This is a genomic window from Glycomyces sp. MUSA5-2 (assembly GCF_037034145.1).
GTDB lineage: Bacteria > Actinomycetota > Actinomycetes > Mycobacteriales > Micromonosporaceae > Glycomyces > Glycomyces artemisiae.
In genome coordinates this window covers 821,482-843,562 of the sequence record NZ_JBAGKG010000002.1, presented here as the reverse complement: position 1 = coordinate 843,562, position 22,081 = coordinate 821,482, and the positions used below count along the sequence as shown (strand labels likewise).

The window sequence follows — 22,081 nt, the reverse complement described above, 5'->3', positions numbered from 1 at the left end:
TCACTTCTCCAGTGCGTCCAGGCCGGGGAGCGTCTTGCCCTCAAGGTATTCGAGGGAGGCGCCGCCGCCGGTCGAGATGTGGCCGAAGCCGTCCTCGGGCAGGCCGAGGGTGCGGACCGCCGCGGCGGAGTCGCCGCCGCCGACCACGCTGAACGCCTCGGAGTCCACCAGCGCCTGGGCGACGGTCTTCGTGCCCGCGGCGTAGTCGGGGAACTCGAAGACGCCCATGGGGCCGTTCCAGAACACGGTCTTCGCTCCGGCGATCCGCTCGGCGAACAGCTTCGCGGACTCGGGGCCGATGTCGAGGCCCATGCGCTCGGCCGGGATCGCGTCGACGGCCACCGTGAGCGGCTCGGCGTCGGCGGCGAACTCGGCGGCCGTGGTCGTGTCGACCGGCAGCAGCAGTTCGACGCCGAGTTCGGCGGCGCGCTCCAGGTAGGTCTTGCAGGTCTCGATCTGGTCCTTCTCCAGCAGCGACGAGCCGACCTCGTGGCCCTTGGCCGCGAGGAACGTGAACATCATGCCGCCGCCGACGATGAGCGTGTCGACCTTGTCGAGCAGGTTGTCGATGACCGCGAGCTTGTCGGAGACCTTCGCGCCGCCGAGGATGACGACGTACGGCTGCTCGGGCTTGCCGGTGAGCTTCGAGAGGACCTCGACCTCTTTGGCGATGAGCCAGCCCGCGTAGTGCGGGAGGAGCTTCGCGACGTCGTACACGGAGGCGTGCTTGCGGTGGACCGCGCCGAACGCGTCGTCCACGTACAGGTCGCCGAACGCGGAGAGCTGGCCGGCGAACTCGGCCCGCTCGGTGTCGTCCTTGCTGGTCTCGCCCTTGTTGAAGCGCAGGTTCTCCAGCAGGAGGACGTCGCCGTCGCCCTGGGCGACGGCCTTGGCCTCGGCGTCGGTGCCGACCGTGTCGGCCGCGAAGGCGACCTCGCGACCGAGGACCTCGCCGAGGCGCTTGGCCACGGGGGCCAGCGAGAAGGCGGGGTCCGGGGCGCCCTTCGGGCGGCCCAGGTGCGAGCAGACCACGACGCGGGCGCCGGCTTCGGCGAGCGCCTTGATCGTGGGCGCGACGGCGCGGATGCGGCCGTCGTCGGTGATGGTCTTCCCGTCCAGAGGCACGTTGAGGTCGGCGCGTACGAGTACGCGCCGACCGTTGACGCCCTCCTGGAGGAGTTCGTCGAGCGTCTTCATCAGACTGCTAGCCGACCAGCTTGACCAGGTCGACGAGGCGGTTCGAGAAGCCCCACTCGTTGTCGTACCAGCCGAAGACCTTGACCTGGTTGTCGATGACCTTGGTCAGGAGGCCGTCGATGATGCAGGAGTGCGGGTCGGTCTCGATGTCCTTGGAGACGATCGGGTCCTCGGTGTAGTACAGGATGCCCTTGAGCGGGCCTTCGGCGGCGGCCTTGAGCGCGGCGTTCACTTCCTCCTTCGTGGTGGCCTTGGAGGCCTCGAAGGTGAGGTCGGTGATGGAGCCGGTCGGGACCGGGACGCGCAGCGAGTAGCCGTCGAGCTTGCCGTTGAGTTCGGGCAGCACCAGGCCGACGGCCTTGGCGGCGCCGGTCGTGGTGGGCACGACGTTCAGGGCGGCGGCGCGGGCGCGGCGCGGGTCCTTGTGCGGGCCGTCCTGGAGGTTCTGGTCCTGGGTGTAGGCGTGGATCGTGGTCATCAGACCCTTCTCGATGCCCACGGACTCGTTCAGGACCTTCGCCATCGGGGCGAGGCAGTTGGTGGTGCAGGACGCGTTCGAGATGATGTGGTGGTTCTCGGCGTCGTACTTGTCGTGGTTGACGCCCATGACCACGGTCAGGTCCTCGTTCTTCGCCGGGGCGGAGATGATGACCTTCTTGACCGAGCCGCCCAGGTGGGCGGCGGCCTTGGTGCCGTCGGTGAAGAAGCCGGTCGACTCGATGACGACCTCGGCGCCGACCTCGTCCCACGCGATGTTGGCGGGGTCGCGCTCGGCGAACGCCTTGATGGTCTTGCCGTTGACGGTCAGCTCGCCGGCGCCGACCTTGACCTCGTAGGGGAGGCGACCCAGGATCGAGTCGTACTTCAGCAGGTTGCCGATGGTCTCGGCGTCGCCCAGGTCGTTGAAGGCGACGATCTCGATGTCGGCACCGGAGGCGAGAACCGCCCGGAAGAAGTTGCGCCCAATGCGGCCGAAGCCGTTGACGCCAACGCGGATGGTCACGTGCCCATCTCCTCGCTAGAACAGGATCGGATATCTGAATGAGACCGGAGGCGGTCTCGCACGCGATCCGTTCAGCCGAAGAGCGACGGTGGAACAGATCGCTGTTCGGCCACGTCGCCGAGCACTCCTTGACCCTAACCGCTCCGGTTCGCAGACCTTCCGCGGCGGGTTCCCCCGATCATGTCACACCCGGGACGGGGGTGTGACATCGCGGTTAAGCCTAACCCGTGAGCAGGCGGTCGAGGCGGGTACGCCGGGTGTGGCGAATCGGGGCGAAGCCGTCCTATGCGACCAGCATTTCCTCTTCGGCGACTACGTCGTCGGGCCCGGGCACGCCGGTCTCCTGGGCGCGTTTGGTCGCCATGTTGATGAGGCGCCGGATCCGGCCCGCGATGGCGTCCTTGGTAAGGGGCGGGTCGGCGAGCGCGCCGAGCTCTTCGAGGGAGGCCTGGCGGTGTTCGAGGCGCAGGCGGCCCGCGGACGCGAGGTGCTCGGGGACGTCGTCGGCGAGGACTTCGAGGGCCCGGGTGACCTTCGCGGCGGCGGCGACGGCGGCGCGCGCGGAGCGGCGCAGGTTCGCGTCGTCGAAGTTCGCGAGCCGGTTGGCGGTGGCGCGGACCTCGCGGCGGACGCGGCGCTCCTCCCAGGTGAGGACGGAGGCGTGGGCGCCGAGGCGGGTGAGCAGCTCGCCGATGGCGTCGCCGTCGCGGATGACGACGCGGTCTACGCCGCGCACGTCGCGGGACTTCGCGGCGATGCCGAGGCGGCGGGCCGCGCCGACGAGCGCGAGCGCGGACTCGGGGCCGGGGCAGGTCACTTCCAGCGAGGAGGACCGGCCGGGCTCGGTGAGCGAGCCGCGGGCGAGGAACGCGCCCCGCCAGGCGGCCTCGGCGCAGCACGGGTAGGCGCCGACGACGTGGTTGGGCAGGCCCCGGACGGGGTAGCCGCGCTGGTCGGTGAGGCCGATCTGCTTGGAGAAGGCCTGGCCGTCGGCCATGACGCGCAGCAGGTAGTGGTTGTTGCGGCGCAGGCCCGCGGCGACGAGGACGTGGATCTCGGACTCGTAGTTGTAGAGCTTGTCGATCATGCGCTTGGCGCGGCGGGCGACGTTCCCGGCGTCGACCTCGGCCTCGACGACCACGTTGCCCTGTCCGACGAGGTGGAGGCCCCCGGCGAACCGGAAGAGCGCGCCGAGTTCGGCGCGCTGGCAGCAGGACTTCGCGACCTCGATGCGACTGAGCTCGTCCTTGACCTCCGCGGTCATCGCCATTCGTTAACCACCATCTTCGACCAGCAGGTTTCCCAATACGGCGGCCAGGGATCCGACGTCGTGCGTGACGCCGTCGGCGGCGAGGTCCGCCGCGACCAACCGGGCCTCCAACGATTGTGCCGCACTGTTCAACGATCCGGGATCGTCGAGGGTTCGGGCGTCGCCTGACACGACGTAGTGAAACCGGACACCTTCAGCGTATCGCCGCAGCGTGTCGACGTGCCCGGCGAGCGTCAGGCCGTCGGTCTCCTTCTCTTCGGAGAGGTTGAGCACCACGATCTTGCGGGCCTTGGAGGCGGCGATGGCCTCGCGGAGCGAAGGCAGGAGCAGGTGCGGGATCACGGAGGTGTACCAGGAGCCGGGCCCGAAGACGTGCCAGTCGGCCTCGGCGACCGCTTCGAGGGCCTCGGGGCAGGCGGGGGCGTCGGCGGGCAGGAGGCGCACGTCCGCGACCTGGCCGTCGGCGACCGCGACGTCGTGCTGGCCGACGATCGTGCGGGTCCCGGCGCCTTCGGCGAGGTCCGCCTCGATGTCGAGGGGCGTGCACGACATGGGCAGGACGCGGGCGCGGGAGCCGACGATGCGGCCCGCGGCGGCCACGGCGTCGACGGGGTTGGCGTGCCGTTCGAGCAGCGACAGCAGCACGATGTTGCCGACCGGGTGCCCGGCGAGGAAGTCGTCGCCGCCGAAGCGGTGCGAGAACAGCTCCGCGGCCTCCGCGCGGGACGGGTCGGCGGTCGCGACGAGGGCCTTGCGCAGGTCCCCGGGCGGCAGGACGGGCCTGGTCGCGCGTATGTCTCCGGAGGAGCCGCCGTCGTCGGCCACGGTGACGACGGCCGTGAGCTCGACGTCGAGCCTCGAAAGCGCGCGCAGCGAGGCCGACAGGCCCCGCCCGCCGCCGAACGCGACCACTTTCTGCATCAGCGGTTACCTCGGATCGGGGGTGTCGGTGGTGCGGTGACGGAGTAACTCGTTCCCGCGGTCCCGGTGGTGGGTGTTCGCGGGGAACCCGGCCGCGTTCAGGCGCTTGGCGATCTCCTCGGAGATGGCGACGCTGCGGTGCTTGCCGCCGGTGCATCCGATGGCGATCGTCATGTACCGCTTGCCTTCCCGCTCGAAGCCCTGGGTGGTGCCGAGCAGGAGCGCCGTGTACGACTCGACGAACTCCTCGGCGCCGTCCTGGCCGAGCACGTACTCGGAGACGTCGGGGTCGGTGCCGGTGTGCTCGCGCAGGGCCGGGACCCAGTACGGGTTGGGAAGGAATCGTACGTCAGCGACGTAGTCGGCGTCGCGGGGGATGCCGTACTTGAACCCGAACGACATGCAGGTGAACTGGAGGCGCGGCGACGACGGGGCGAGGAACGCGTCCTCGACGCGGGCGCGCAGCTGGTTCTCGTTCAGGTGCGTCGTGTCGAACAGGGTGTCCGCGGAGCCGCGGGCCGGCTCCAGGAGGCGCCGCTCGGCGGCGATGCCGTCCGCGAGCATCCCGTCCCCCTGGAGCGGGTGGGCCCGGCGGACCTTCTCGAAGCGGCGGATGATGACGTCGTCGTCGGCGTCGACGAACACCAGGTGCGGCTTGAAGCCGCCCTTGCGGAGGTCCTCGATGACGCCCACGAGGTCGGTCATGAACGCGCGCGAGCGCACGTCGAGGACCATCGCGGTCCGGCGGACCTCCTCGCCGCCCGCGGCGGCCAGCTCGGCGGCCTGGCCGACGAGCGACTCCGGGAGGTTGTCGATGACGTAGTAGCCGACGTTCTCCAGTGCGCGGGCCACTGTCGAGCGTCCGCCGCCGGAGATGCCGGTGACGATGACGAGGTCCAATTCGCTGCGGTCGCTCGAACCCGCATGCACTGCTGCCACACCCATAAGTCAAGTATCCCCGAGTTCGTTCCAACCGCCGTGCTGACACGGCCCCGGCCCTGCGGCCGAATTGACAAGCGTATAGCTACCAGAGCCGTCTCAAGAGCCGTTGTCGTCGGGATTACGCAGATGTGTCTGCAAAGCCTCCGCCAGTTTCGGCCCGATACCGGGCACAGCCTCCAAATCGGACAGTTCGGCCTCGCGGATGCGCTTCACGGACCCGAACTGCTTCAGGAGCGCCTTCTTCTTCGACTCCCCCAGGCCCGGCACCGAGTCGAGCGCCGAAGCCGTCATCTTCTTGCGCCTCCTGGTGCGGTGCAGGGAGATCGCGAAGCGGTGGGCCTCGTCGCGGACGCGCTGCATCAGGTACAGGGCCTCGGAGGTGCGCGAGAGGATCACCGGGAACTCCTCGCCGGGCAGCCAGATCTCCTCCAGGCGCTTGGCGAGCCCTGCGAGGTTGATCGTGTCGATCCCCAGCTCCTGGAACACCTGGTCGGCGGCGGCGACCTGCGGCTGGCCGCCGTCGACGACGAGCAGCTGCGGCGGGTAGTGGAATCCGCGCTTGGGCTCCTCGTCGCCGTCCTCGACAGGCGATCCGGCGGGCTGGTCCCCGAGCTTGGAGAGGCGGCGGCGCAGCGTCTCCTGGAGCGACGCGAGGTCGTCCTTGCGCTCGCCCTTGATGACGAAGCGCCGGTACTCGCTCTTGCGCGGCAGGCCGTCCTCGAACACGACCATCGACGCCACGACGTCCTCGCCCTGGGACTGCGACACGTCGTAGCACTCGATGCGCAGCGGCGCCTCCGGCAGGTCCAGGGCGTCGGCGAGCTCTTCGAGGGCCTTCGAGCGCGACGTCAGGTCCCCGGCGCGCTTGAGCTTGTGCCGCTGGAGGTTCTCCAGCGCGTTCTTCTCCACGGTCTCGGCGAGGGCCCGCTTGTCGCCGCGGCGCGGCACCCGCAGGTCGACCTTCGCGCCGCGGCGCTCCGACAGGAGCTCCGCGAGCGCCTCGTGGTCGTTCGGCAGGGCCGGGACCAGGACCTCCTTGGGCACGACCTCGTTCTGCTCGCCGTAGAACTGGAGGCAGAACCGCTCGACGATCCCGGCCAGGTCGACCGGCTCGGCCTTGTCGATGACCCAGCCGCGCTGGCCCCTGATGCGGCCCTTGCGCACATGGAAGACCTGGACGGCCGCTTCGAGCTCGTCGTCCGCTACGGCCATGACGTCGCAGTCGACGTCCTCGGCGAGGACCACGACCTGCTGCTCCAGGACCTTGTCGAGGGCGGCGAGGTCGTCGCGCAGGCGCGCGGCCCGCTCGAATTCGAGGGCCTCGGAGGCCTCCTGCATCTCGGCGAGGAGGCGGCGGCGCACGGGCGCGGTCTCGCCTGACATGAACGCGCAGAAGCCGTTCACGAGTTCGCGGTAGTCCTCGGCGGAGATGCGGCCCACGCACGGCGCGGAGCACTTGCCGATGTCGGCGAGGAGGTTCGGGCGGTTGATCCGGTTGCAGCGCTTGAACTCCGTGTCGGAGCACGTGCGGATCGGGAAGACCCGGGTGAGCAGGTCGAGGGTCTGGCGGATGGCCCAGGCGGACCCGAACGGCCCGAAGTAGCGCACCCCTTTGCGGCGGTTGCCGCGCATGACCTGGGCGCGCGGGAACTCCTCCCCCACGGTCACGGCGAGCCACGGGTAGGACTTGTCGTCCTTGAACATGACGTTGAAGCGCGGGTCGTACTCCTTGATCCAGGTCCACTCCAGCTGGAGGGCCTCGACCTCGGTGGCGACCACGGTCCACTCGACGCTCCGCGCGGTGGTCACCATGCGGCGGGTGCGCTCGTGCAGGCGGGTCTCGTCGGCGAAGTACGAGTTCAGGCGGTTCCTGAGGTTCTTCGCCTTGCCGACGTAGATCACGCGCCGGTCGCGGTCCCGGAACCGGTAGACGCCCGGCTGCGTGGGGATCGTGCCGGGGGCGGGACGGTAATCAACTGCCACAACACAAGGCTATATCCCGCCCCCGACACCACCGCCGTTACGGCCTGGCCGCCAGCGCCAGGACCTCCGCGTGGAGGTCGTCGACCAGCGCGCGGTCGATCCCGCGGTTCGCGAACCAGGAGCCGAGGTTCTCGACGTCCCGGGTCAGGAAGTCGAGCCCGAGCGGGTTCGCGTAGATGTCGACGACCTGCGGGAGGTCGAGGACGATGAGGCGGCCCTCGTGGACCACCGTGTTGTACGGCGAGAGGTCGCCGTGGGCGAAGCCGAGCTCGGTCATGCGGCGCAGGGCCTCGGCGGCCTGCTCCCACAGGCTCTCGGCCTCGCCTGGCTCGGGCCGGGTCTCGGCGAGCCGGGGCGCGGCGGTGCGGCCGTGCCCGATGAACTCCATGAGGACCTCGGTGCCGTGGACCTGCACGGGGTAGGGCACGGGGACCCCGACCTGGTACAGGCGCTTGAGCGCGTCGAACTCGGCCGCGGCCCAGCGTCCCGCGGCCTGTTCGAGGCCGAACGTGGTGCGCTTGGCCATGGCGCGGTTGTCGCGGGAGCGCTTGGCGGCGCGCCCGACGGTGTAGTCGCCGGCCCGGTTGAACTGGGTGTGCTCGGCGCTGCGGTAGCGCTTGGAGGCGAGGATCACGGCCCGGTCGGTGCCGGGGAGTGCGCGTTCGACGAGGAACACGTCCGCTTCCTTGCCGGTCTTGAGGACGCCGAGCTCGTAGTCGACGGCGCCGTGGTCGGTGATGACCCAGTCGGGCAGGGGCTCGGGGCCGCGCTGGAGCGGCTCGGAGTCCCACCAGATCGACCACCGGTCCCCGGCCGGGGGGCGGTCGTCGTTCGGGATCTCGTCGAAGACGGTGCGCATCGACTCGTAGCGTTCGCGCTCCTCATCGGAGAAGACTTCGCGGGACCCGCGGTCGCGGCGCTTGGTGGACTGGAAGGATTCAGAGAATTGCTGCTTGCGAGGCAAGGTGAATGGCTCCTGTGAGGAAGTCCGTCCGCCGCGAAGAGAGATTAGGAGGCGGCGACGGGAGGTGAACTGGGCTTCATGGCGTGGGCGTGGACAACGACAGCCATCAGTAACACCTCCATTCCTCACAAGCCCCGGGGCGATCCGCCTCCGGGCAACGGATGCAAGGTTAGCGGATCGCGCCCGGGGCGCGCAAGTCTTTTATTTCGGGCCTAGTGGCCTGCGGAGTCGTAGGCGCGCAGGCCCATGCGGAAGACCCAGACGGCGACGGCGGCGGAGATGCCCGCGGCGACCGGGGCGGTGGCGATCCACCACGGGTCGAGCCTGCCGGTGAGGATCTGCGCGGGGATGAAGCTGGCGAACGCGAGCGGGAGGCCGAAGGTGAGGACGAGGCGGACCGCGGCGGGGAAGATCGTCAGCGGGAAGCGCATGGCCTCGTTCTGGAGTTCGGTGACCATGAACGCGATGACCGGGGAGCGGCCCTTCATCCAGAAGTTCGCGGCGTTCGCGATCGTCAGCAGGGAGGCCTGGATGACGATGGCGCACACCATGAGGAGCAGGCCGACGGGGACGGCGGACCAGCCGAGGCCGGCGCCGGTCCAGCCGATGGCGAGCATGACGACGCCGAGGGTGGCCTCGCCGAAGACCTGCATGCCGACGTGTTTGGAGCCGACCTGGACGAGGACGGGCGCGGGCCGGGTGATGCGGTAGTCGATGTCGCCTTCGACGACCATCTTCCCGGTGTCCCAGACGCCGTCCCAGAACAGGGCCGTGGAGGACCAGGAGGTGGCGAGGAACCCGGCGAGGACGAGCATCTCGTGGTAGCCCCAGCCGTCGATGGTGCTCACGTTCCCGAACAGGATCGTCAGGAACGCGAACAGCATGATCTGCCAGAACGTGCCCGCGACGGCCATGACCCAGAAGTCGGCCGGGTACTCGCCGATCGAGCGCAGGTAGGCGCCGATCGAGCGGCGGTAGACCCCGAACGCGTGCCGGGGCCCGGAGAGCTCAGCCGCCATGGACGGTCACCTTCTTCACGAGTTGGGACCAGATGAGCCTGCCGAGGACCCACAGCCCGACGGCCCAGGCCGCCTGGGCGGCGAGGAGCCCGAGCGCGCCCGCGGTGCCGACGCGGCCGAGGTAGATCGAGGCGGGCGTGGTGGTGAAGTGGACGAACGGGAGGGACCAGGCGACCCCTTGGAGCCACCCGGGCATGAGCGCGAGCGGCACCATCATCCCCGAAAAGAACGCGAGCATCGTGTCGCGGGCCCACTGGATGCCCAGGTACCGCTGCGTCACGAAGCAGGTCAGGATCGACAGGTACGAGATGCCGAACGCGAGCGGGAAGATGAGCAGGAGGCTCACCGCCGTCAGGGCCGCGGCGAGCGGCGAGACGGGCCCGGCGGGCCGGAACAGCAGGACCGCGGCGGCGGTGCCGATGAGCGCGGCGGGGACCGAGGCGAGCATCCCGCCGATGTACTCCCCCGCGCGGGCGCGCTGGAAGTCCACCGGCTTCGTCAGGTCGACGGCGACGAGGCCGTCGAGGATGCGGTTCGCCATCTCCCAGTCGGAGCCGGCCCACGCGAGGGTCGAGGTGAGGAAGCCGATGATGAGGTACGCCTTCATCGCCTGCCAGTCGTAGCCGCCCATCTCGCCGTCGCCGATGAGGTGGTTCCACACGGCGAGGCCGGCCAGGAGCGACCAGCCGCCGAAGATGACCGAGAAGATCCACGTGGACTTGTAGGCGATCTTGCGCTTGAAGGAGATCGTCGCGAGCGCGACGTCGACGCTTGCCATGTGTCAGTGTCCAGACGAGTCGTAGGAGCGCAGCCCGAGGCGGTACACGCCGACCGCCGCGAGAACCGACGCGGCGGCGGCCAGGGGCGGGCCGACGAGCCACCAGGGGCCGAGGTGGCCGGTGAGGACCGCGACGGGCACGAAGTTGACGAACGCGACGGGCAGCACGAACATGGTCACGAGCTTCACCGCGGCGGGGAACAGCGCGAGCGGCAGTGTCATCGCGTTGTGCTGGAGGTCGAGCATCACGAACGCGAAGACCGAGTTGGTGCCCTTGATCCAGAAGTTCACCGCGCACAGCATCGTGATGAGCGCGCACTCGATGACGATCGCGCACGCCAGGCCGAGGACGCCCGCGGGGATCGCGGCGAGGCCCATGCCCGCGCCGATCCACCCGTAGACGGTCATGACGAGCCCGAACGCGACCTCGCCGAAGCCCTGCATGCCGATGTGTGAGCTCGCGACCTGGACGACGACCGGCGCAGGGCGAGTGATGCGGTAGTCGATCTCGCCCTTGAGGACGTACGTGCCGGTGCTCCAGATGCCGTCGCACAGCAGCGCGGTCGAGCCCGCGGCCACGGTGAGGAGCCCGGAGAGCATGAGCATCTCGTGGTACCGCCAGCCCGCGACGTCGGGGACGGCGGCGAACAGGACGGTGAGGAACGCGAACTGGAGCACGTTCCACATCACGCCCGCCGAGGCCATGACCCAGAAGTCGGCCGGGTACTCGGTGATGGCGCGGATCTGGGCGACGATCGAGCGGCCGTAGACGCCGCCCGTGTGGCGCACCGGATGGGTCGTCGTGTCAGCCACCGTGCACCGTCACCTTCTTGACCGCCTGGTTGAAGATGAGCCGCGCCCCGAACCACATGCCGGCGGCCCAGGCCGCCTCCGCCGCGAGGAGCCCGAGGGCGCCCGCGGTGTCGACGTGGCCGAGGTAGATCGCTGACGGCGTGGTCGTGAAGTGCGGGAACGGCAGGGCCCAGGCGACGGCCTGGAGCCAGGAGGGCATGAACGCCAAGGGGATCATCATCCCTGAGAAGAAGCCGAGGAGGGCCTCGCGCAGCCACATGACCCCCAGGTACCGCTTGGTCCAGAAGCACACCAGGACCGTCAGGTACGTGATGCCGAACGCGAGCGGGAACACCAGGACGAGGCTGACGCCGGTGAGGATCCCGGCCGTGACGGAGACCGGGCCGGGCGGGTCGAACAGCAGCCAGGCCCCGGCCACGCCGAGGACCACGGTGGGGACCGTGGAGCACATCGATCCGATGTACTCGGCCGCGCGGGCCCGCTGGAAGTCGACCGGCTTGGTCAGGTCGATCGCGACGTGGCCGTCGAGGATGCGGTCGGCGATCTGCCAGTCGGCCGCGCCGAAGACCATCGTGGCGGTGATGAACCCGATGATGACGTAGGCGCGCATGGCGTCCCAGTCGTAGCCCGAGAGCGCGCCGCCGGAGAGGAGCTCGCGCCACATCGCCATCGAGACGAGCATGGCGCCGCCGCCGAGGACGAGGCCCACCAGCCACTGGGTCTTGTAGGCCAGGCGGCGCTTGAACGCGATGACCGCGAACGCGCGGTCGACCGCGAAGGCACTGCTCACTGGGTGAGTTCTCCCGCGTAGAGGCGGCGGATGACGTCCTCGATGGACGGTTCCGAGAGGGACAGGTCGCGCGGCGAGAGTTCGGCGGTGAGCCCGCCGAGGACCTCGGCCGTGGTGAAGCGGGCCGACTCGTAGGTGACCACGACTTCACTGGGGGCCTCGCCCGCGGCCCACTCGTACTGCGGGTACTTCAGTTCCAGCGCAGGCACATCCGCGGCCTCCTCCAGGAACAGCTTCACGGCCTTGGTGGTGATGTAGTGGGCCTTGAGCTGCGTGATCGGGCCGTCGTAGGCGACCGCGCCCTTGTCGATGACGACGATCCGCTCGCAGACCTCCTCGATGTCGGCGAGGTCGTGGCTCGTCAGGAGCAGGGTGGTGCCGTCGTCGACGAGCTCGCGCAGGAACGCCCGCAGGCGGTCCTTCACGGAGATGTCCAGGCCGATCGTCGGCTCGTCGAGGTAGACCATCTTGGGCGCGTGGATGAGCGCGCACGCCAAGTCCGCGCGCATCCGCTGGCCCAGCGAGAGCGTGCGCGCCAGCGCGGGCATGAACTCGCCGAGGTCGAGCAGCTCGTCGAAGCGCGCGATGCGGGCCTTGTAGTCCGCGTCGGAGACGCCGTACATGTGCTTGAGGAGCTTGAGGGACTCCTCGACGGGCAGGTCCCACCACAGCTGGGTGCGCTGGCCGAAGAGCACGCCGATGTCGTGCGCGTTGGCGATGCGCTCGGTGTGCGGGTCGCGGCCCATCACCCGGACGGTGCCCTCGGAAGGGCGCAAGATCCCGGTGAGGAGCTTGACGGTGGTGGACTTGCCCGCGCCGTTGGGTCCGACGTACGCGACCGATTCGCCCGGCTCGATCGACAGGTCGATGCCGTCGACCGCGGTGTAGTTCTTGTACTTGCGCTGGGCGAGGTGCTTGACCGCGCCCTTGAAGCCGGAGGCCTTGTCAGGTCGCCGGAAGGTCTTCGTGAGGTTGCGGGCTTCGAGAATCGGCATTGTTCAACGGTATGGAAATTGGAGCGCTTTCCTCAACTCGTTTCCCGCGCTTCAGCCTGCGAACCAGGTCACGGGGCGAAACGCGCTCCAGGGGCAGGAAGCAGGCCATGGCGACCATATGGGGCAGGAAGCTGATGCCGACGGCGAGGTACACGGAGACGTGGAAGCAGTACAGGAACGCGACCGCCGCGTACTTGAGTCGTTTGGCGGCGATGAACATGATGATCGGCGTCAGCAGCTCGAAGCTCACCATGCCCCACTGGACGGCGCGGAGCATCCACGGGTAGTCGAGCATCCAGGTGGAGAACTCGGTGCCGCGGCGGATGATCGCCCAGGTCATGGTCGCGGAGTTGACCCATTCGAAGCCGCCGTAGCGGAACTTGGCCCAGGCGGCGAAGAAGTACGTGCAGATGACGCCGATCTGCACGAGGTTGAAGCCCCAGCCGACGTGCTCGGAGAGGTGCTCCCGGTCGCCCCATTTCGCTTTCGGCATGGTGGGCAGGAGGAACAGGAGCAGCAGGAACGCGAACTTGCCGTGGTCGACCTTCCCGTAGGACATCGCGATGATCATCCACTCGAAGTACGCGGCGGCGACGATCCAGCCGAACAGGCGCGGCCTCCAGCCGAACATCATGGGGACGGTGGCCGCGAGGAGGACCGCGAGGGTGCCGACGACGATCCAGTAGTTCGGGACGGGGAAGACCGGGAGGACGCGGGCGATGAACAGCGGCTGGTAGAGCTCGCCCGGGACGTGGCGGTGGCCGAGGATCCACGGCATGTACCACCACCAGTCGACCCAGATGAAGGCGCCGGCGAGGAACCGCATGGCGGCGACGCGGCCGAGGGCGACGGGCTGGAAGAACCAGCCGACGGCCTTCTGCTGCAAGGGGAGCTGGGTCACGCGTCGGCTCCGTCCCGGGTGTAGGCGGCCTCGACGACTTCGAGGACCTCGCCGGTCTGGTGGCCGTCCTTGAGCTCGTAGCGGCGCTCGATGATCTCGACGGTGACGATCTCGGGCTTGTCGGGGTTGGCGTTCTCGTACGCCTGCGCGATGTATTCGAGGAGCGCGGGGTCCTCGATGAAGCGGCTCTTCTGGCCTTCGAGTTCGGCGCGGCGGAACCCGGTGACGGCCTCGGTGAGCTTGAACCGCTCGCCTTCCTCGTTCACGGCCTCGACGCGGGTCGATCCGGCCCAGCCGTCGAGCGACATCGAGCCGGAGTACATCTTGAAGGGCGCGAACGGGAAGTAGTCGTCGCCGCCCCAGAAGGTGGTGGCGGTGACGAGCGCGAGGACGACCATGGTGATCGAGACGCGCAGGACGCGTCCCTTGGGCCGGACCCTGGAGATACGGGGTAGGTAAGGGGACACGGCAAGAGTATGGCACGGGCCCGCCACGAGGGGCGGACCCGCGTCAGGCGTCGAACTGGGGTTCGGGTTCGCGGGCCTTCGGGGGTTCGGCGCGGCGGCGGTTCTTGAGGCGGCGGAAGATCGCCTTCGGGTCGATGCGCTCCAGCGGCAGGAAGCAGGCCATGGCGACCAGGTGCGGCAGGAAGCTGATGCCGATCGCGAGGAACACGGTGAGGTGGAAGCAGTAGAAGAACGCGACGATCGCGTACTGGACCCGCTTCCACTTGTACACGAACAGGACGACCGGCGTGAGCAGCTCGAACGCGATCATGCCCCACTGGGCGACGTGCAGCAGCCACGGGAAGTCGAGCATCCAGTCCGAGAAGACGGTGCCGCGGCGGATGATCGCCCACGTGAACACCCCGGAATTGGCCCAGTCGAAGCCGCCGTAGCGGAACTTCGCCCACGCGGACAGGAAGTACGTGAGGACCACGGCGATCTGGACGAGCTTGAAGCCCCACCCGGCGCGCTCGGAGAGGTGCTCCCTGTCGCCCCACTTCGCGTGCGACGGCATGAGGCAGAGCACCAGGAGCAGGGTCATGAACCCGAAGCTGGCGTGGTCCACTTTGCCGTAGGAGTTGGCGATGACCATCCACTCGAAGTACGCGGCGAACAGGATCCACCCGAACAGCTTGGGCCGGTAGCCGAACATCATCGGGACGGCCGCCGCGAGCATCACGATGAGCGTGCCGGTGACGAGCCAGTACGTGGGGGTGGGCAGCGGCAGCACGCGGCCGACGAACAGCGGCTGGTACAGCTCGCCGGGGACGAAGCGGTGCCCGAAGATGAAGGGCATGTACGCCCACCACTCGATCCACACGTAGAGCCCGGCGAGGAACCGCATCGCGGCGACCCGGCCAAGCGGCACGGGCTCGAAGAAGAAGCCGTTCACGGCGCTGCGGACGCTCACGCGGCCCCCTCCTCGGTCCAGGCGGCGACGACCTCTTCGGTCTCCTCGCCGGTGCGCGCGCCGTCGACCAGCTCGTACCGTTTCGTGATGATCTCGGCGGCGACGATCTCGGGCTCGTCGGGGTGCGCGGCCTCGTACGCCTCGGCGATGTACGCGAGCAGGCCCGGGTCCTCGCGGAAGCGGGTCAGCTGCCCTTCGAGCTCGGCCCGGCGGAACCCGGTGTCGTTGTCGCTGATGGCGATCCGCTCGCCCTCGGCGTTCTCCAGGAACACGTTGGTGGAGTCGGCCCAGCCGTCGGTGTCGTGGGCGCGCGAGTACATCTTGAAGGGCGCGAACGGGAAGAAGTCGTCCTCGCCCCACACGGAGGTCGCCATGAGCGCCAGGACCATCGCGAGGGCGGCGCCGACCCGGACGATCCGGCCGGTGCGCGTCAAAGGGCGTTCGGTGCGGTCAGCGGACATCGGGGAAGTATGGCACGGCCCCGTCGGCGGTCAGCCGCTGCTCTGCTGCCCGCGGAGGCGGTCGCGCTCGGCCTGCGGCAGGGAGCACGCAGCGGTGCCGCCGGGCAGGCGGTGCCGGTTGCGCGCGATGAACCGGTACACGGGCCAGGCGATCCACGAGACGGGCTTGAGGGACAGGGCCCACCCGATGGGCCGCCAGTACCACTGGGCGCGGCGCAGGAGCACCGCGATCGCGTCCGGGCCCGAGCGCTGGAAGTTCAGCTCGACCCACATGACGGCCGCCTCGGCCTCCTCCTGGGTGACGCCGAGCGCCACCAGGTCGGCCCACTGCCACGGGACGACGCGCGCGGTCGTGCGCACGTGCTTCTCCAGGAAGTTCGCCGACGTGGTGCAGAACGCGCAGTCGCCGTCGTAGAGGAAGACGTGATCTTCGTGCATCGTCGGTTCCTTCACTCGGTCCGGGACGGGACCGCGTCGTAGAGTGCGCGGCGCATCGCCGCCACCGGGGCGTCCGCGACGCCCGTGAACTGGGTCCACTGGCGCACCGCCTGCGCGAGCAGGAGCGCGAGCCCGTCGAGGACGCGCACGCCCTCGGCCTCGGCCCCGGCGGCCAGCGGCGTCGGCCACGGGTCGTAGAGGATGTCGAACAGGACGGCGTCGGCGGACCAGTCGGGCCGGAGGTCGTCGGTGACCCCCTTCGGGACCGTGGCGACGACCAGGTCGGCCCGCCCGGCCCGGGCGGCGTCCTCCCAGTCGGCGGCCTTCAAGCGTAGCCCCAGGCGCGAGGCGACCGGTTCGAGCTCGCGCACGGCCTCCCGGCGGCGCGCGTACACCGTGACCGACGACGCTCCGAGCTGCTGCGCGGCCGCGAGCGCGCCGCGCGCGGACCCGCCCGCGCCGAGCACGGCGACCTCCTCGGCCTCCTTCATGCCGATCTCCGCGAGCGCGTCGACCATGCCGGGCGCGTCGGTGTTGTCGGCGAGGCGGCGGCCGCCGCGCAGGACGAGCGTGTTCGCGGCGCCGATCGCCTCGGCGACCGGAGTGGCCTCCGTGGCGACGTCGAGCGCGACCTCCTTGAGCGGCATGGTGAGCGAGAGGCCCGCCCACGAGTCGTCGAGGCCGTCGACGAACGCGGCCAGGCCGGACTCGTCGCACTCGTGGCGCGTGTACGTCCAGTCGGCGAGCCCCGCCGCGGCGAACCCGGCGTTGTGGATGACCGGCGAGAGCGAGTGCCCGATGGGCTTGCCGAGGACGGCGGCCTTCATCATTGGATGCCGTTCTCCTCGGCGATCTGGATGTTCGCCTGGTGCTCCTCGTAGGTCGCCGCGAACAGCGCGGAGCCGTCCTCGTAGGCGGTCACGAAGAACAGCCAGTCGCCCGCCTCCGGGGCCACCGCCGACTCCAGCGCCGCGGCGCCGGGGTTGGAGATCGCGCTCGGCAGGTACCCGGCGTGCTCAGGGGCCGAGGGGGACCACGGGTTGTCGGGGTCGCGCATGACCTCGCCCCAGTTGATGTCCTCGCCGGAGGTGATCGCGTCGTCGCCGTTGAGCAGGCGCCCGTAGTTCCAGATCGCCTCGGACTCGAAGCAGTTGCAGTTCGTCTGCCCGTGGTCGTACGGGTTGATGTACATCTTGTTGTACATGACCTGGGCGATCTTCGGGTCGTCGGTCGCGATGCCGGACTCGGACTGGACGATCGAGGCGATCTGGAGCGCCATCCACGGGTAGATCTTGAACTCGCCGCCCGTCGGCGGGTAGAACGTCTGGTTCTCCATGGCGCTCGGGTCGTAGTCCGGGTCCGGGTCCTGGATTGACGAGAGCTTGTCGAGGAAGCCAATCTCGTCGATGGTCTCGTTGAACCGCTTGACCATCTCCGTGAGCATGGCCTCCGCGGTCCAGGTCTCGTCGAACTCGTACGCCGACGGGAACAGGAAGCCCTCCACGGACTTCACCTGCCGGTCCGAGAAGCCCTCGAACCAGATCGGGTCGACGCCGAGCGCCTCCGGGTCCTGCGCCGCGGCCTCGAAGTCCGCGATCGGGACGCCGGTGTACGCCGAGAGGATCTCGTAGACCTCGAAGGACCGCTTGCCTTCGGGGATGACGACGTGGTCGAGCGTCAGGTTCGCCGGGTCGGTCATGAACGCCAGCGCGGAGGCGGCGGACATCTCCTCCTCCATGGCGTAGGTGCCGGGCTGGATCGACTGGCCGGAGTTCCCGTCGTCCTCGGAGGCGTTGAGGAACGCCTTCGCGGAGGCGACCACGCCCTGGGTTTCGAGCTCCGAGGCGATGTCGGAGACGAGCCAGCCCTGCTCGACGGTGACCACGACCTGGTTGCCGTTGCCGTCGCCGGTGAAGTCCTCGGCGACGAAGTAGTCCTTGATGACGTTGTTGTACGCCCACCAGCCGCCGACGCCGAGGACGCCGAAGAGGGCGACGACCAGGGTCATGGCGATCAGCGACTTGCCGGAGTCCTTGCGGCGGTGGCTGCGCGGTGCCGCCGAGCGCTCGTCCTCGGTCCTGAAATCGCCGAGCATCCTTGTCCCTACCTCCGCCGACGGTCCAACCATTGCTGGAGGATCTCGACCGCGGCCGCCTGGTCGACGATGGAGCGCTTCCGCTTCCCGCGCACCCCGCCTTCGTTCAGGCGGCGGGTGGCGACGGCGGTCGTCATGCGCTCGTCGGTCAGGGTCACCGGCGTTGGCGAGACGTGGTCGGCGAACCGTTCCACCCAGGCTCGGGTGTGGGCGGCTGCCGGCCCCTCCTCACCCGAAAGAGTAACCGGTAGGCCGACGACGATTTCGACCACATCGTATTCCCGGGCCGTTTCGGCGATTTCTTGAATATCGGCCGGAATGTGCTCACCAGCGGTTCTAAGGTCGCGACGAACCGTCGCGACCGGAGTGGCGAGAAGACCGTCCGGATCGCACACGGCGACCCCGATGCGGGCCTTGCCCAGATCGATGCCGAGACGGCGGCCCCGCACCCACTCGGTGGGTGCGGGGCCGTTCGATGCGTCTTCCATCTACGCGCCGATGGCGCGGACGACCGCGTCCAGCAGCTGCGGGGCCTGGTCGGCGGGCACGCCGCCGCCCTGCGCGACGTCGTCGTTGCCGCCGCCCTTGCCGGACAGCGCGGCCTTCACGAGCGCCGCCGCCGAGACGTGCTGCGCCTTCGCGGCCGCGTTCGCCGCCACGACGATGCTGGCCTTGCCGCCGGCAGTCGCGACGACCGCCGCGACGCCCGGCTGGTCCTCGGGCAGGTGCCCGCGGATCTGCATCGCGAGGTTGCGCACGTCGCCGCCCTTGGTGCCCTCGGGCGCCTGGACCGCGGCGACCTTCACGGCCCCGACCTGCTTCGCGTTCTGCGCGAACTCGGCCGCGCGGCCGGACACGAGCTTCGCCTGGAGGCCCGCCAGCTCGCGCTCGGCGTCCTTGGAGCGCTGGAGGATCGCGCGGACCCGTTCGAGCACATCGCCGCGCTGCGCACCGATCTCCTCGGCGATCTGCGAGACGAGGTCGCGTTCGCGGGCGAGGTAGCGGTACGCCTCCATGCCCGTCGCGGCCTCGACGCGGCGCTGGCCGGAGCCGACCGAGGACTCGCCGGTGAGGACGAGCGGGCCGATCTGCGCCGAGTGGGACACGTGCGTGCCGCCGCAGAGCTCGCGCGACCAGGGGCCGCCGATCTCGACGACGCGGACGGTCTCGTCGTAGGTCTCGCCGAACAGCGCGACCGCGCCGAAGTCCTTCGCCTCGGGCAGGCTCATGTACTTGACCGAGACGGGCAGGTCGTCGCGGACGGCCTTGTTCGAGACCTCCTCGATCTCGCTCTTGGTCTCGTCGGAGAGCTTCGCCCGCCACGAGAAGTCCAGGCGCAGGTAGCCGGGCCGGTTGAACGAGCCGGACTGGAGCGCGGTCGGGCCGAGCACCTCGCGCAGCGCCGCGTGCACCACGTGGGTGCCCGAGTGCGCCTGGCGGGCGCCGAGGCGCCATTCGGCGTCCACGGTCGCCTCGACGCGGTCGTCGAGGACGAGCTCGCCTTCGAGGACGCGGACCTGGTGGACCACGAGCTTCTTCACGGGCCGCTGCACGTCCACGACCTCGCCGAAGAAGCTGGGGCCGGTGAGCTTGCCCGCGTCGGCGTGCTGGCCGCCGGACTCCGCGTAGAACGGGGTCCGGTCGAGCACGACCTCCACGATCTGCCCGGACTTCGCGACCGGGACCGGCTTGCCCTCGGAGAGGATCCCGATGACGCGGGACTCGGTCTCCAGGGACTCGTAGGCCTTCCAGTCGGTCGGGCCCTGCTCCTGGAGGAGCTGCCAGTACGCGGACAGGTCCGCGTGGCCGGTCTTGCGCGCGGCCGCGTCGGCCTTCGCGCGCTGGCGCTGCTCCGCCATGAGCTGGCGGAAGCCCTCCTGGTCGACCGAGAGCCCCTGCTCCTCGGCCATCTCCAGGGTCAGGTCGATCGGGAAGCCGTACGTGTCGTGCAGCTCGAACGCCTTGGACCCGGACAGGGTCTTCCCGCCCTCGGTCTTGGTCTCGGCGACCGCGGTGTCGAGGATGGTCGTGCCGTGCTTGAGGGTCTTCAGGAACGCCTCCTCCTCGCCGTACGCGTAGGAGGAGATGCGCTCGAAGTCCTGCGCGAGCTCGGGGTAGGACTTGCTCATGCAGTCGCGGGCCACGGGGAGCAGCTCGGGCAGCGCGGGCTTGTCGTAGCCGAGGAGGCGCACGGAGCGGATCGCGCGGCGCATGATGCGGCGCAGCACGTAGCCGCGGCCCTCGTTCGAGGGCACGACGCCGTCGCCGATGAGCATGAGCGCGGAGCGCACGTGGTCGGCGATGACGCGGAAGCGGATGTCGTCCGGGTGCGACTCGGAGGCGGTGTGCGAGGTGGAGACGCCGTAGCGCTTCCCCGTCAGCTCCGACGCCTTGTCGATGAGCGGGCGGACCTCGTCGATCTCGTACATGTTGTCGACCCCTTGGAGGATCGACGCCATGCGCTCCAGGCCCATGCCGGTGTCGATGTTCTTCTTCGGCAGGTCGCCGAGGATCTCGTAGTCCTTCTTGGCAGGGCCCGCGCCGCGCTCCTGCTGCATGAACACGAGGTTCCAGAACTCCAGGTAGCGGTCCTCGTCGACCTCGGGGCCGCCCTCGGGGCCGTAGTCGGGCCCGCGGTCGTAGTACAGCTCCGAGCAGGGGCCGCAGGGTCCGGGGATGCCCATGGACCACATGTTGTCTTCCTGGCCGCGGCGCACGATGCGGTCGAGCGGGAGCCCGATCTGCTTGTGCCAGATGTCGATCGCCTCGTCGTCGTCGAGGTAGACCGTCGCCCAGATGCGGTCGCCGTCCAGGCCCAGGCCGCCCTGCTCCACCGAGCCGGTGGTCAGGTCCCAGGCGTAGCGGATCGCCTGCTCCTTGAAGTAGTCCCCGAAGGAGAAGTTGCCGTTCATCTGGAAGAACGTGCCGTGGCGCGAGGTCTTGCCGACCTCGTCGATGTCGGGCGTGCGGATGCACTTCTGCACCGACGCCGCGGTGTCCCACGGCGGCTTCGCCTGGCCGAGGAAGTAGGGCACGAACTGGACCATGCCCGCGTTGATGAACAGCAGGTTCGGGTCCTCGATCGCCGGGAGCGGTGCGCTAGGGACCACCGTATGGCCGTTGGACTCGAAGAACTTCAGAAACCGGCGTCGGATTTCAGCGGTCTCCATGGGGCACCTCCTTCAAGGTCTCGCTACTGCTAGAACAACCGGCCCGCGGCCCGGTCGTCGTCTTCGTCTTCTTCTTCAGTGAGGAGCGGCGCGATGTCGTCGCCGCGCTCGATCGCCTCGTACAGCTCGGCCTCCTTGGCCTGCTTGGCCTCGGAGACGTCGGCCCAGAACGATTTGAGCGATTCCCTCATTCCAGCACCGGCATCGCCGATCCGCTCGGCGACCCCGCCCGGAGTGACCGACTCCGCCGCCTTGGTGATCTTGCGGACCACCACGACGCCGACCACGACACCGATGCCTACCCAGATCATCCGCTTGAGCACGGGGACCCCTCAATCCGTTTTACGAACGATGTCACTTGGCCGCACTACTTCGCCGCGCGGCCGTACTATTTCGCTGCGCGGCGACGGGCCTTCGCGGACCGCTTGGCCTCGCGCTTGGTCTGGCGCGACGCCTCGACCATGCGGCGGACCTGGTCCTCGTCGTAGCCCTGGTTGCGCTTCTTCACGGCCGAGCGCAGCCCGAACCCGAACGCGGCGGCCTTCACCAGCGGCGAGCCGACGGCCGAGACGACCAGGCTCGTGACGTTCGCGACGTTCGAGGAGATGTGGGCGGCGTTCCCGGTGATCGCCGAGACCTTCTCCAGCTCGCCTTCGACCTGCACGAGGGAGGCGTTCACGTTGTCGAGCGTCGCGTTCGCGTTCCGCAGGATCGGGCCGATCTCGTGGTCGACCTTGTCGAGGATGCCGTTGACGCGGGTGACCGTGCCGTTGAGCTTTCGGATGAGACCGACCGCGAGCATGAGGCTGAAGATGAAGAATGCGACCGCAATGATGAGGAACGCGACTTCTCCAAGGCTCACGTTCTCGAACTCGACCGCCAACGTCTCGCCTGGCACAGCTCTTCCCCCTTGCTGAAGCATGTC

General features: G+C 69.3%; 23 protein-coding genes. All 23 read right to left on the bottom strand.

Annotated elements, in window-relative coordinates:
* Positions 1–1,197, bottom strand: a complete 1,197-nt coding sequence (locus WA640_RS09490; RefSeq protein ID WP_106364547.1) for a phosphoglycerate kinase — start codon at positions 1,195–1,197, stop codon at positions 1–3.
* A 7-nt stretch (positions 1,198–1,204) separates the two neighbouring features.
* On the bottom strand, positions 1,205–2,200 hold the full coding sequence (gene gap, locus WA640_RS09485) for a type I glyceraldehyde-3-phosphate dehydrogenase (protein ID WP_106364546.1): 996 nt from the start codon (positions 2,198–2,200) through the stop codon (positions 1,205–1,207).
* Between the two features lie 283 nt (positions 2,201–2,483).
* Entirely contained in the window at positions 2,484–3,470 is a 987-nt protein-coding gene (gene whiA / locus WA640_RS09480; RefSeq protein ID WP_106364545.1) for a DNA-binding protein WhiA, read from the bottom strand.
* Positions 3,471–3,473: 3 nt separating this feature from the next.
* The gene (locus WA640_RS09475; protein WP_106364544.1) at positions 3,474–4,391 is read right to left on the bottom strand and encodes a gluconeogenesis factor YvcK family protein; all 918 of its coding nucleotides are present in this window, start codon (positions 4,389–4,391) and stop codon (positions 3,474–3,476) included.
* Between the two features lie 6 nt (positions 4,392–4,397).
* Complete coding sequence (gene rapZ / locus WA640_RS09470; protein ID WP_106364543.1) at positions 4,398–5,336, bottom strand: RNase adapter RapZ; 939 nt, start codon at positions 5,334–5,336, stop codon at positions 4,398–4,400.
* Positions 5,337–5,429: 93 nt separating this feature from the next.
* Complete coding sequence (gene uvrC / locus WA640_RS09465) at positions 5,430–7,316, bottom strand: excinuclease ABC subunit UvrC (RefSeq protein ID WP_106364542.1); 1,887 nt, start codon at positions 7,314–7,316, stop codon at positions 5,430–5,432.
* Between the two features lie 37 nt (positions 7,317–7,353).
* Positions 7,354–8,280, bottom strand: a complete 927-nt coding sequence (locus WA640_RS09460) for a serine protein kinase RIO (RefSeq protein WP_335987401.1) — start codon at positions 8,278–8,280, stop codon at positions 7,354–7,356.
* 212 nt (positions 8,281–8,492) lie between these two features.
* Positions 8,493–9,299 (bottom strand): ABC transporter permease, encoded by an 807-nt coding sequence (locus tag WA640_RS09455; protein ID WP_335987400.1) that lies wholly within the window; start codon positions 9,297–9,299, stop codon positions 8,493–8,495.
* Entirely contained in the window at positions 9,289–10,077 is a 789-nt protein-coding gene (locus WA640_RS09450; RefSeq protein WP_335987399.1) for an ABC transporter permease, read from the bottom strand. Before WA640_RS09450 ends, WA640_RS09455 begins: the two co-directional genes overlap by 11 nt.
* A gap of 3 nt (positions 10,078–10,080) precedes the next feature.
* Positions 10,081–10,890 carry an ABC transporter permease gene (locus WA640_RS09445; protein WP_335987398.1) on the bottom strand — a complete coding sequence of 270 codons (810 nt, stop codon included), beginning with the start codon at positions 10,888–10,890 and terminating at the stop codon, positions 10,081–10,083.
* The gene (locus WA640_RS09440; RefSeq protein WP_335987397.1) at positions 10,883–11,680 is read right to left on the bottom strand and encodes an ABC transporter permease; all 798 of its coding nucleotides are present in this window, start codon (positions 11,678–11,680) and stop codon (positions 10,883–10,885) included. The genes WA640_RS09445 and WA640_RS09440 overlap by 8 nt, the downstream gene beginning before the upstream one ends.
* Positions 11,677–12,675 (bottom strand): ABC transporter ATP-binding protein, encoded by a 999-nt coding sequence (locus WA640_RS09435; protein WP_335987395.1) that lies wholly within the window; start codon positions 12,673–12,675, stop codon positions 11,677–11,679. The genes WA640_RS09440 and WA640_RS09435 overlap by 4 nt, the downstream gene beginning before the upstream one ends.
* Complete coding sequence (locus tag WA640_RS09430) at positions 12,626–13,576, bottom strand: hypothetical protein (protein WP_335987394.1); 951 nt, start codon at positions 13,574–13,576, stop codon at positions 12,626–12,628. Before WA640_RS09430 ends, WA640_RS09435 begins: the two co-directional genes overlap by 50 nt.
* Positions 13,573–14,043: a hypothetical protein gene (locus WA640_RS09425; RefSeq protein WP_146148103.1), complete on the bottom strand. Its 471-nt coding sequence runs from the start codon at positions 14,041–14,043 to the stop codon at positions 13,573–13,575. The genes WA640_RS09430 and WA640_RS09425 overlap by 4 nt, the downstream gene beginning before the upstream one ends.
* Before the next feature lie 43 nt (positions 14,044–14,086).
* Positions 14,087–14,992: an HTTM domain-containing protein gene (locus WA640_RS09420; protein WP_335987393.1), complete on the bottom strand. Its 906-nt coding sequence runs from the start codon at positions 14,990–14,992 to the stop codon at positions 14,087–14,089.
* Positions 14,989–15,453 (bottom strand): hypothetical protein, encoded by a 465-nt coding sequence (locus WA640_RS09415; protein ID WP_335987391.1) that lies wholly within the window; start codon positions 15,451–15,453, stop codon positions 14,989–14,991. Before WA640_RS09415 ends, WA640_RS09420 begins: the two co-directional genes overlap by 4 nt.
* A 30-nt stretch (positions 15,454–15,483) precedes the next feature.
* Positions 15,484–15,891, bottom strand: a complete 408-nt coding sequence (locus WA640_RS09410) for a thiol-disulfide oxidoreductase DCC family protein (RefSeq protein ID WP_106364532.1) — start codon at positions 15,889–15,891, stop codon at positions 15,484–15,486.
* A gap of 11 nt (positions 15,892–15,902) precedes the next feature.
* The gene (locus WA640_RS09405; protein ID WP_335987390.1) at positions 15,903–16,721 is read right to left on the bottom strand and encodes a shikimate dehydrogenase; all 819 of its coding nucleotides are present in this window, start codon (positions 16,719–16,721) and stop codon (positions 15,903–15,905) included.
* Complete coding sequence (locus WA640_RS09400; RefSeq protein WP_335987389.1) at positions 16,718–17,986, bottom strand: endolytic transglycosylase MltG; 1,269 nt, start codon at positions 17,984–17,986, stop codon at positions 16,718–16,720. The genes WA640_RS09405 and WA640_RS09400 overlap by 4 nt, the downstream gene beginning before the upstream one ends.
* 8 nt (positions 17,987–17,994) lie before the next feature.
* Positions 17,995–18,474: a Holliday junction resolvase RuvX gene (gene ruvX / locus WA640_RS09395; protein WP_335987388.1), complete on the bottom strand. Its 480-nt coding sequence runs from the start codon at positions 18,472–18,474 to the stop codon at positions 17,995–17,997.
* Positions 18,475–21,156 (bottom strand): alanine--tRNA ligase, encoded by a 2,682-nt coding sequence (gene alaS, locus WA640_RS09390; protein ID WP_335987387.1) that lies wholly within the window; start codon positions 21,154–21,156, stop codon positions 18,475–18,477. It lies immediately after the preceding gene.
* A gap of 29 nt (positions 21,157–21,185) precedes the next feature.
* Entirely contained in the window at positions 21,186–21,479 is a 294-nt protein-coding gene (locus WA640_RS09385) for a hypothetical protein (protein ID WP_106364527.1), read from the bottom strand.
* A gap of 65 nt (positions 21,480–21,544) precedes the next feature.
* On the bottom strand, positions 21,545–22,054 hold the full coding sequence (locus WA640_RS09380; protein ID WP_335987386.1) for a DUF948 domain-containing protein: 510 nt from the start codon (positions 22,052–22,054) through the stop codon (positions 21,545–21,547).
* Positions 22,055–22,081: the final 27 nt, after the last annotated feature.

Excerpts from the sequence above, each read along its gene's own strand:
- whiA (WP_106364545.1), bottom strand. The coding sequence starts at position 3,470 with ATGGCGATGACCGCGGAGGTCAAGGACGAGCTCAGTCGCATCGAGGTC.
- WA640_RS09455 (WP_335987400.1), bottom strand. The coding sequence starts at position 9,299 with ATGGCGGCTGAGCTCTCCGGGCCCCGGCACGCGTTCGGGGTCTACCGC.
- WA640_RS09490 (WP_106364547.1), bottom strand. The coding sequence starts at position 1,197 with ATGAAGACGCTCGACGAACTCCTCCAGGAGGGCGTCAACGGTCGGCGC.
- WA640_RS09415 (WP_335987391.1), bottom strand. The coding sequence starts at position 15,453 with ATGTCCGCTGACCGCACCGAACGCCCTTTGACGCGCACCGGCCGGATC.
- WA640_RS09410 (WP_106364532.1), bottom strand. The coding sequence starts at position 15,891 with ATGCACGAAGATCACGTCTTCCTCTACGACGGCGACTGCGCGTTCTGC.
- ruvX (WP_335987388.1), bottom strand. The coding sequence starts at position 18,474 with ATGGAAGACGCATCGAACGGCCCCGCACCCACCGAGTGGGTGCGGGGC.
- alaS (WP_335987387.1), bottom strand. The coding sequence starts at position 21,156 with ATGGAGACCGCTGAAATCCGACGCCGGTTTCTGAAGTTCTTCGAGTCC.
- WA640_RS09400 (WP_335987389.1), bottom strand. The coding sequence starts at position 17,986 with ATGCTCGGCGATTTCAGGACCGAGGACGAGCGCTCGGCGGCACCGCGC.
- WA640_RS09405 (WP_335987390.1), bottom strand. The coding sequence starts at position 16,721 with ATGATGAAGGCCGCCGTCCTCGGCAAGCCCATCGGGCACTCGCTCTCG.
- WA640_RS09435 (WP_335987395.1), bottom strand. The coding sequence starts at position 12,675 with ATGCCGATTCTCGAAGCCCGCAACCTCACGAAGACCTTCCGGCGACCT.
- rapZ (WP_106364543.1), bottom strand. The coding sequence starts at position 5,336 with ATGGGTGTGGCAGCAGTGCATGCGGGTTCGAGCGACCGCAGCGAATTG.
- WA640_RS09475 (WP_106364544.1), bottom strand. The coding sequence starts at position 4,391 with ATGCAGAAAGTGGTCGCGTTCGGCGGCGGGCGGGGCCTGTCGGCCTCG.
- WA640_RS09450 (WP_335987399.1), bottom strand. The coding sequence starts at position 10,077 with ATGGCAAGCGTCGACGTCGCGCTCGCGACGATCTCCTTCAAGCGCAAG.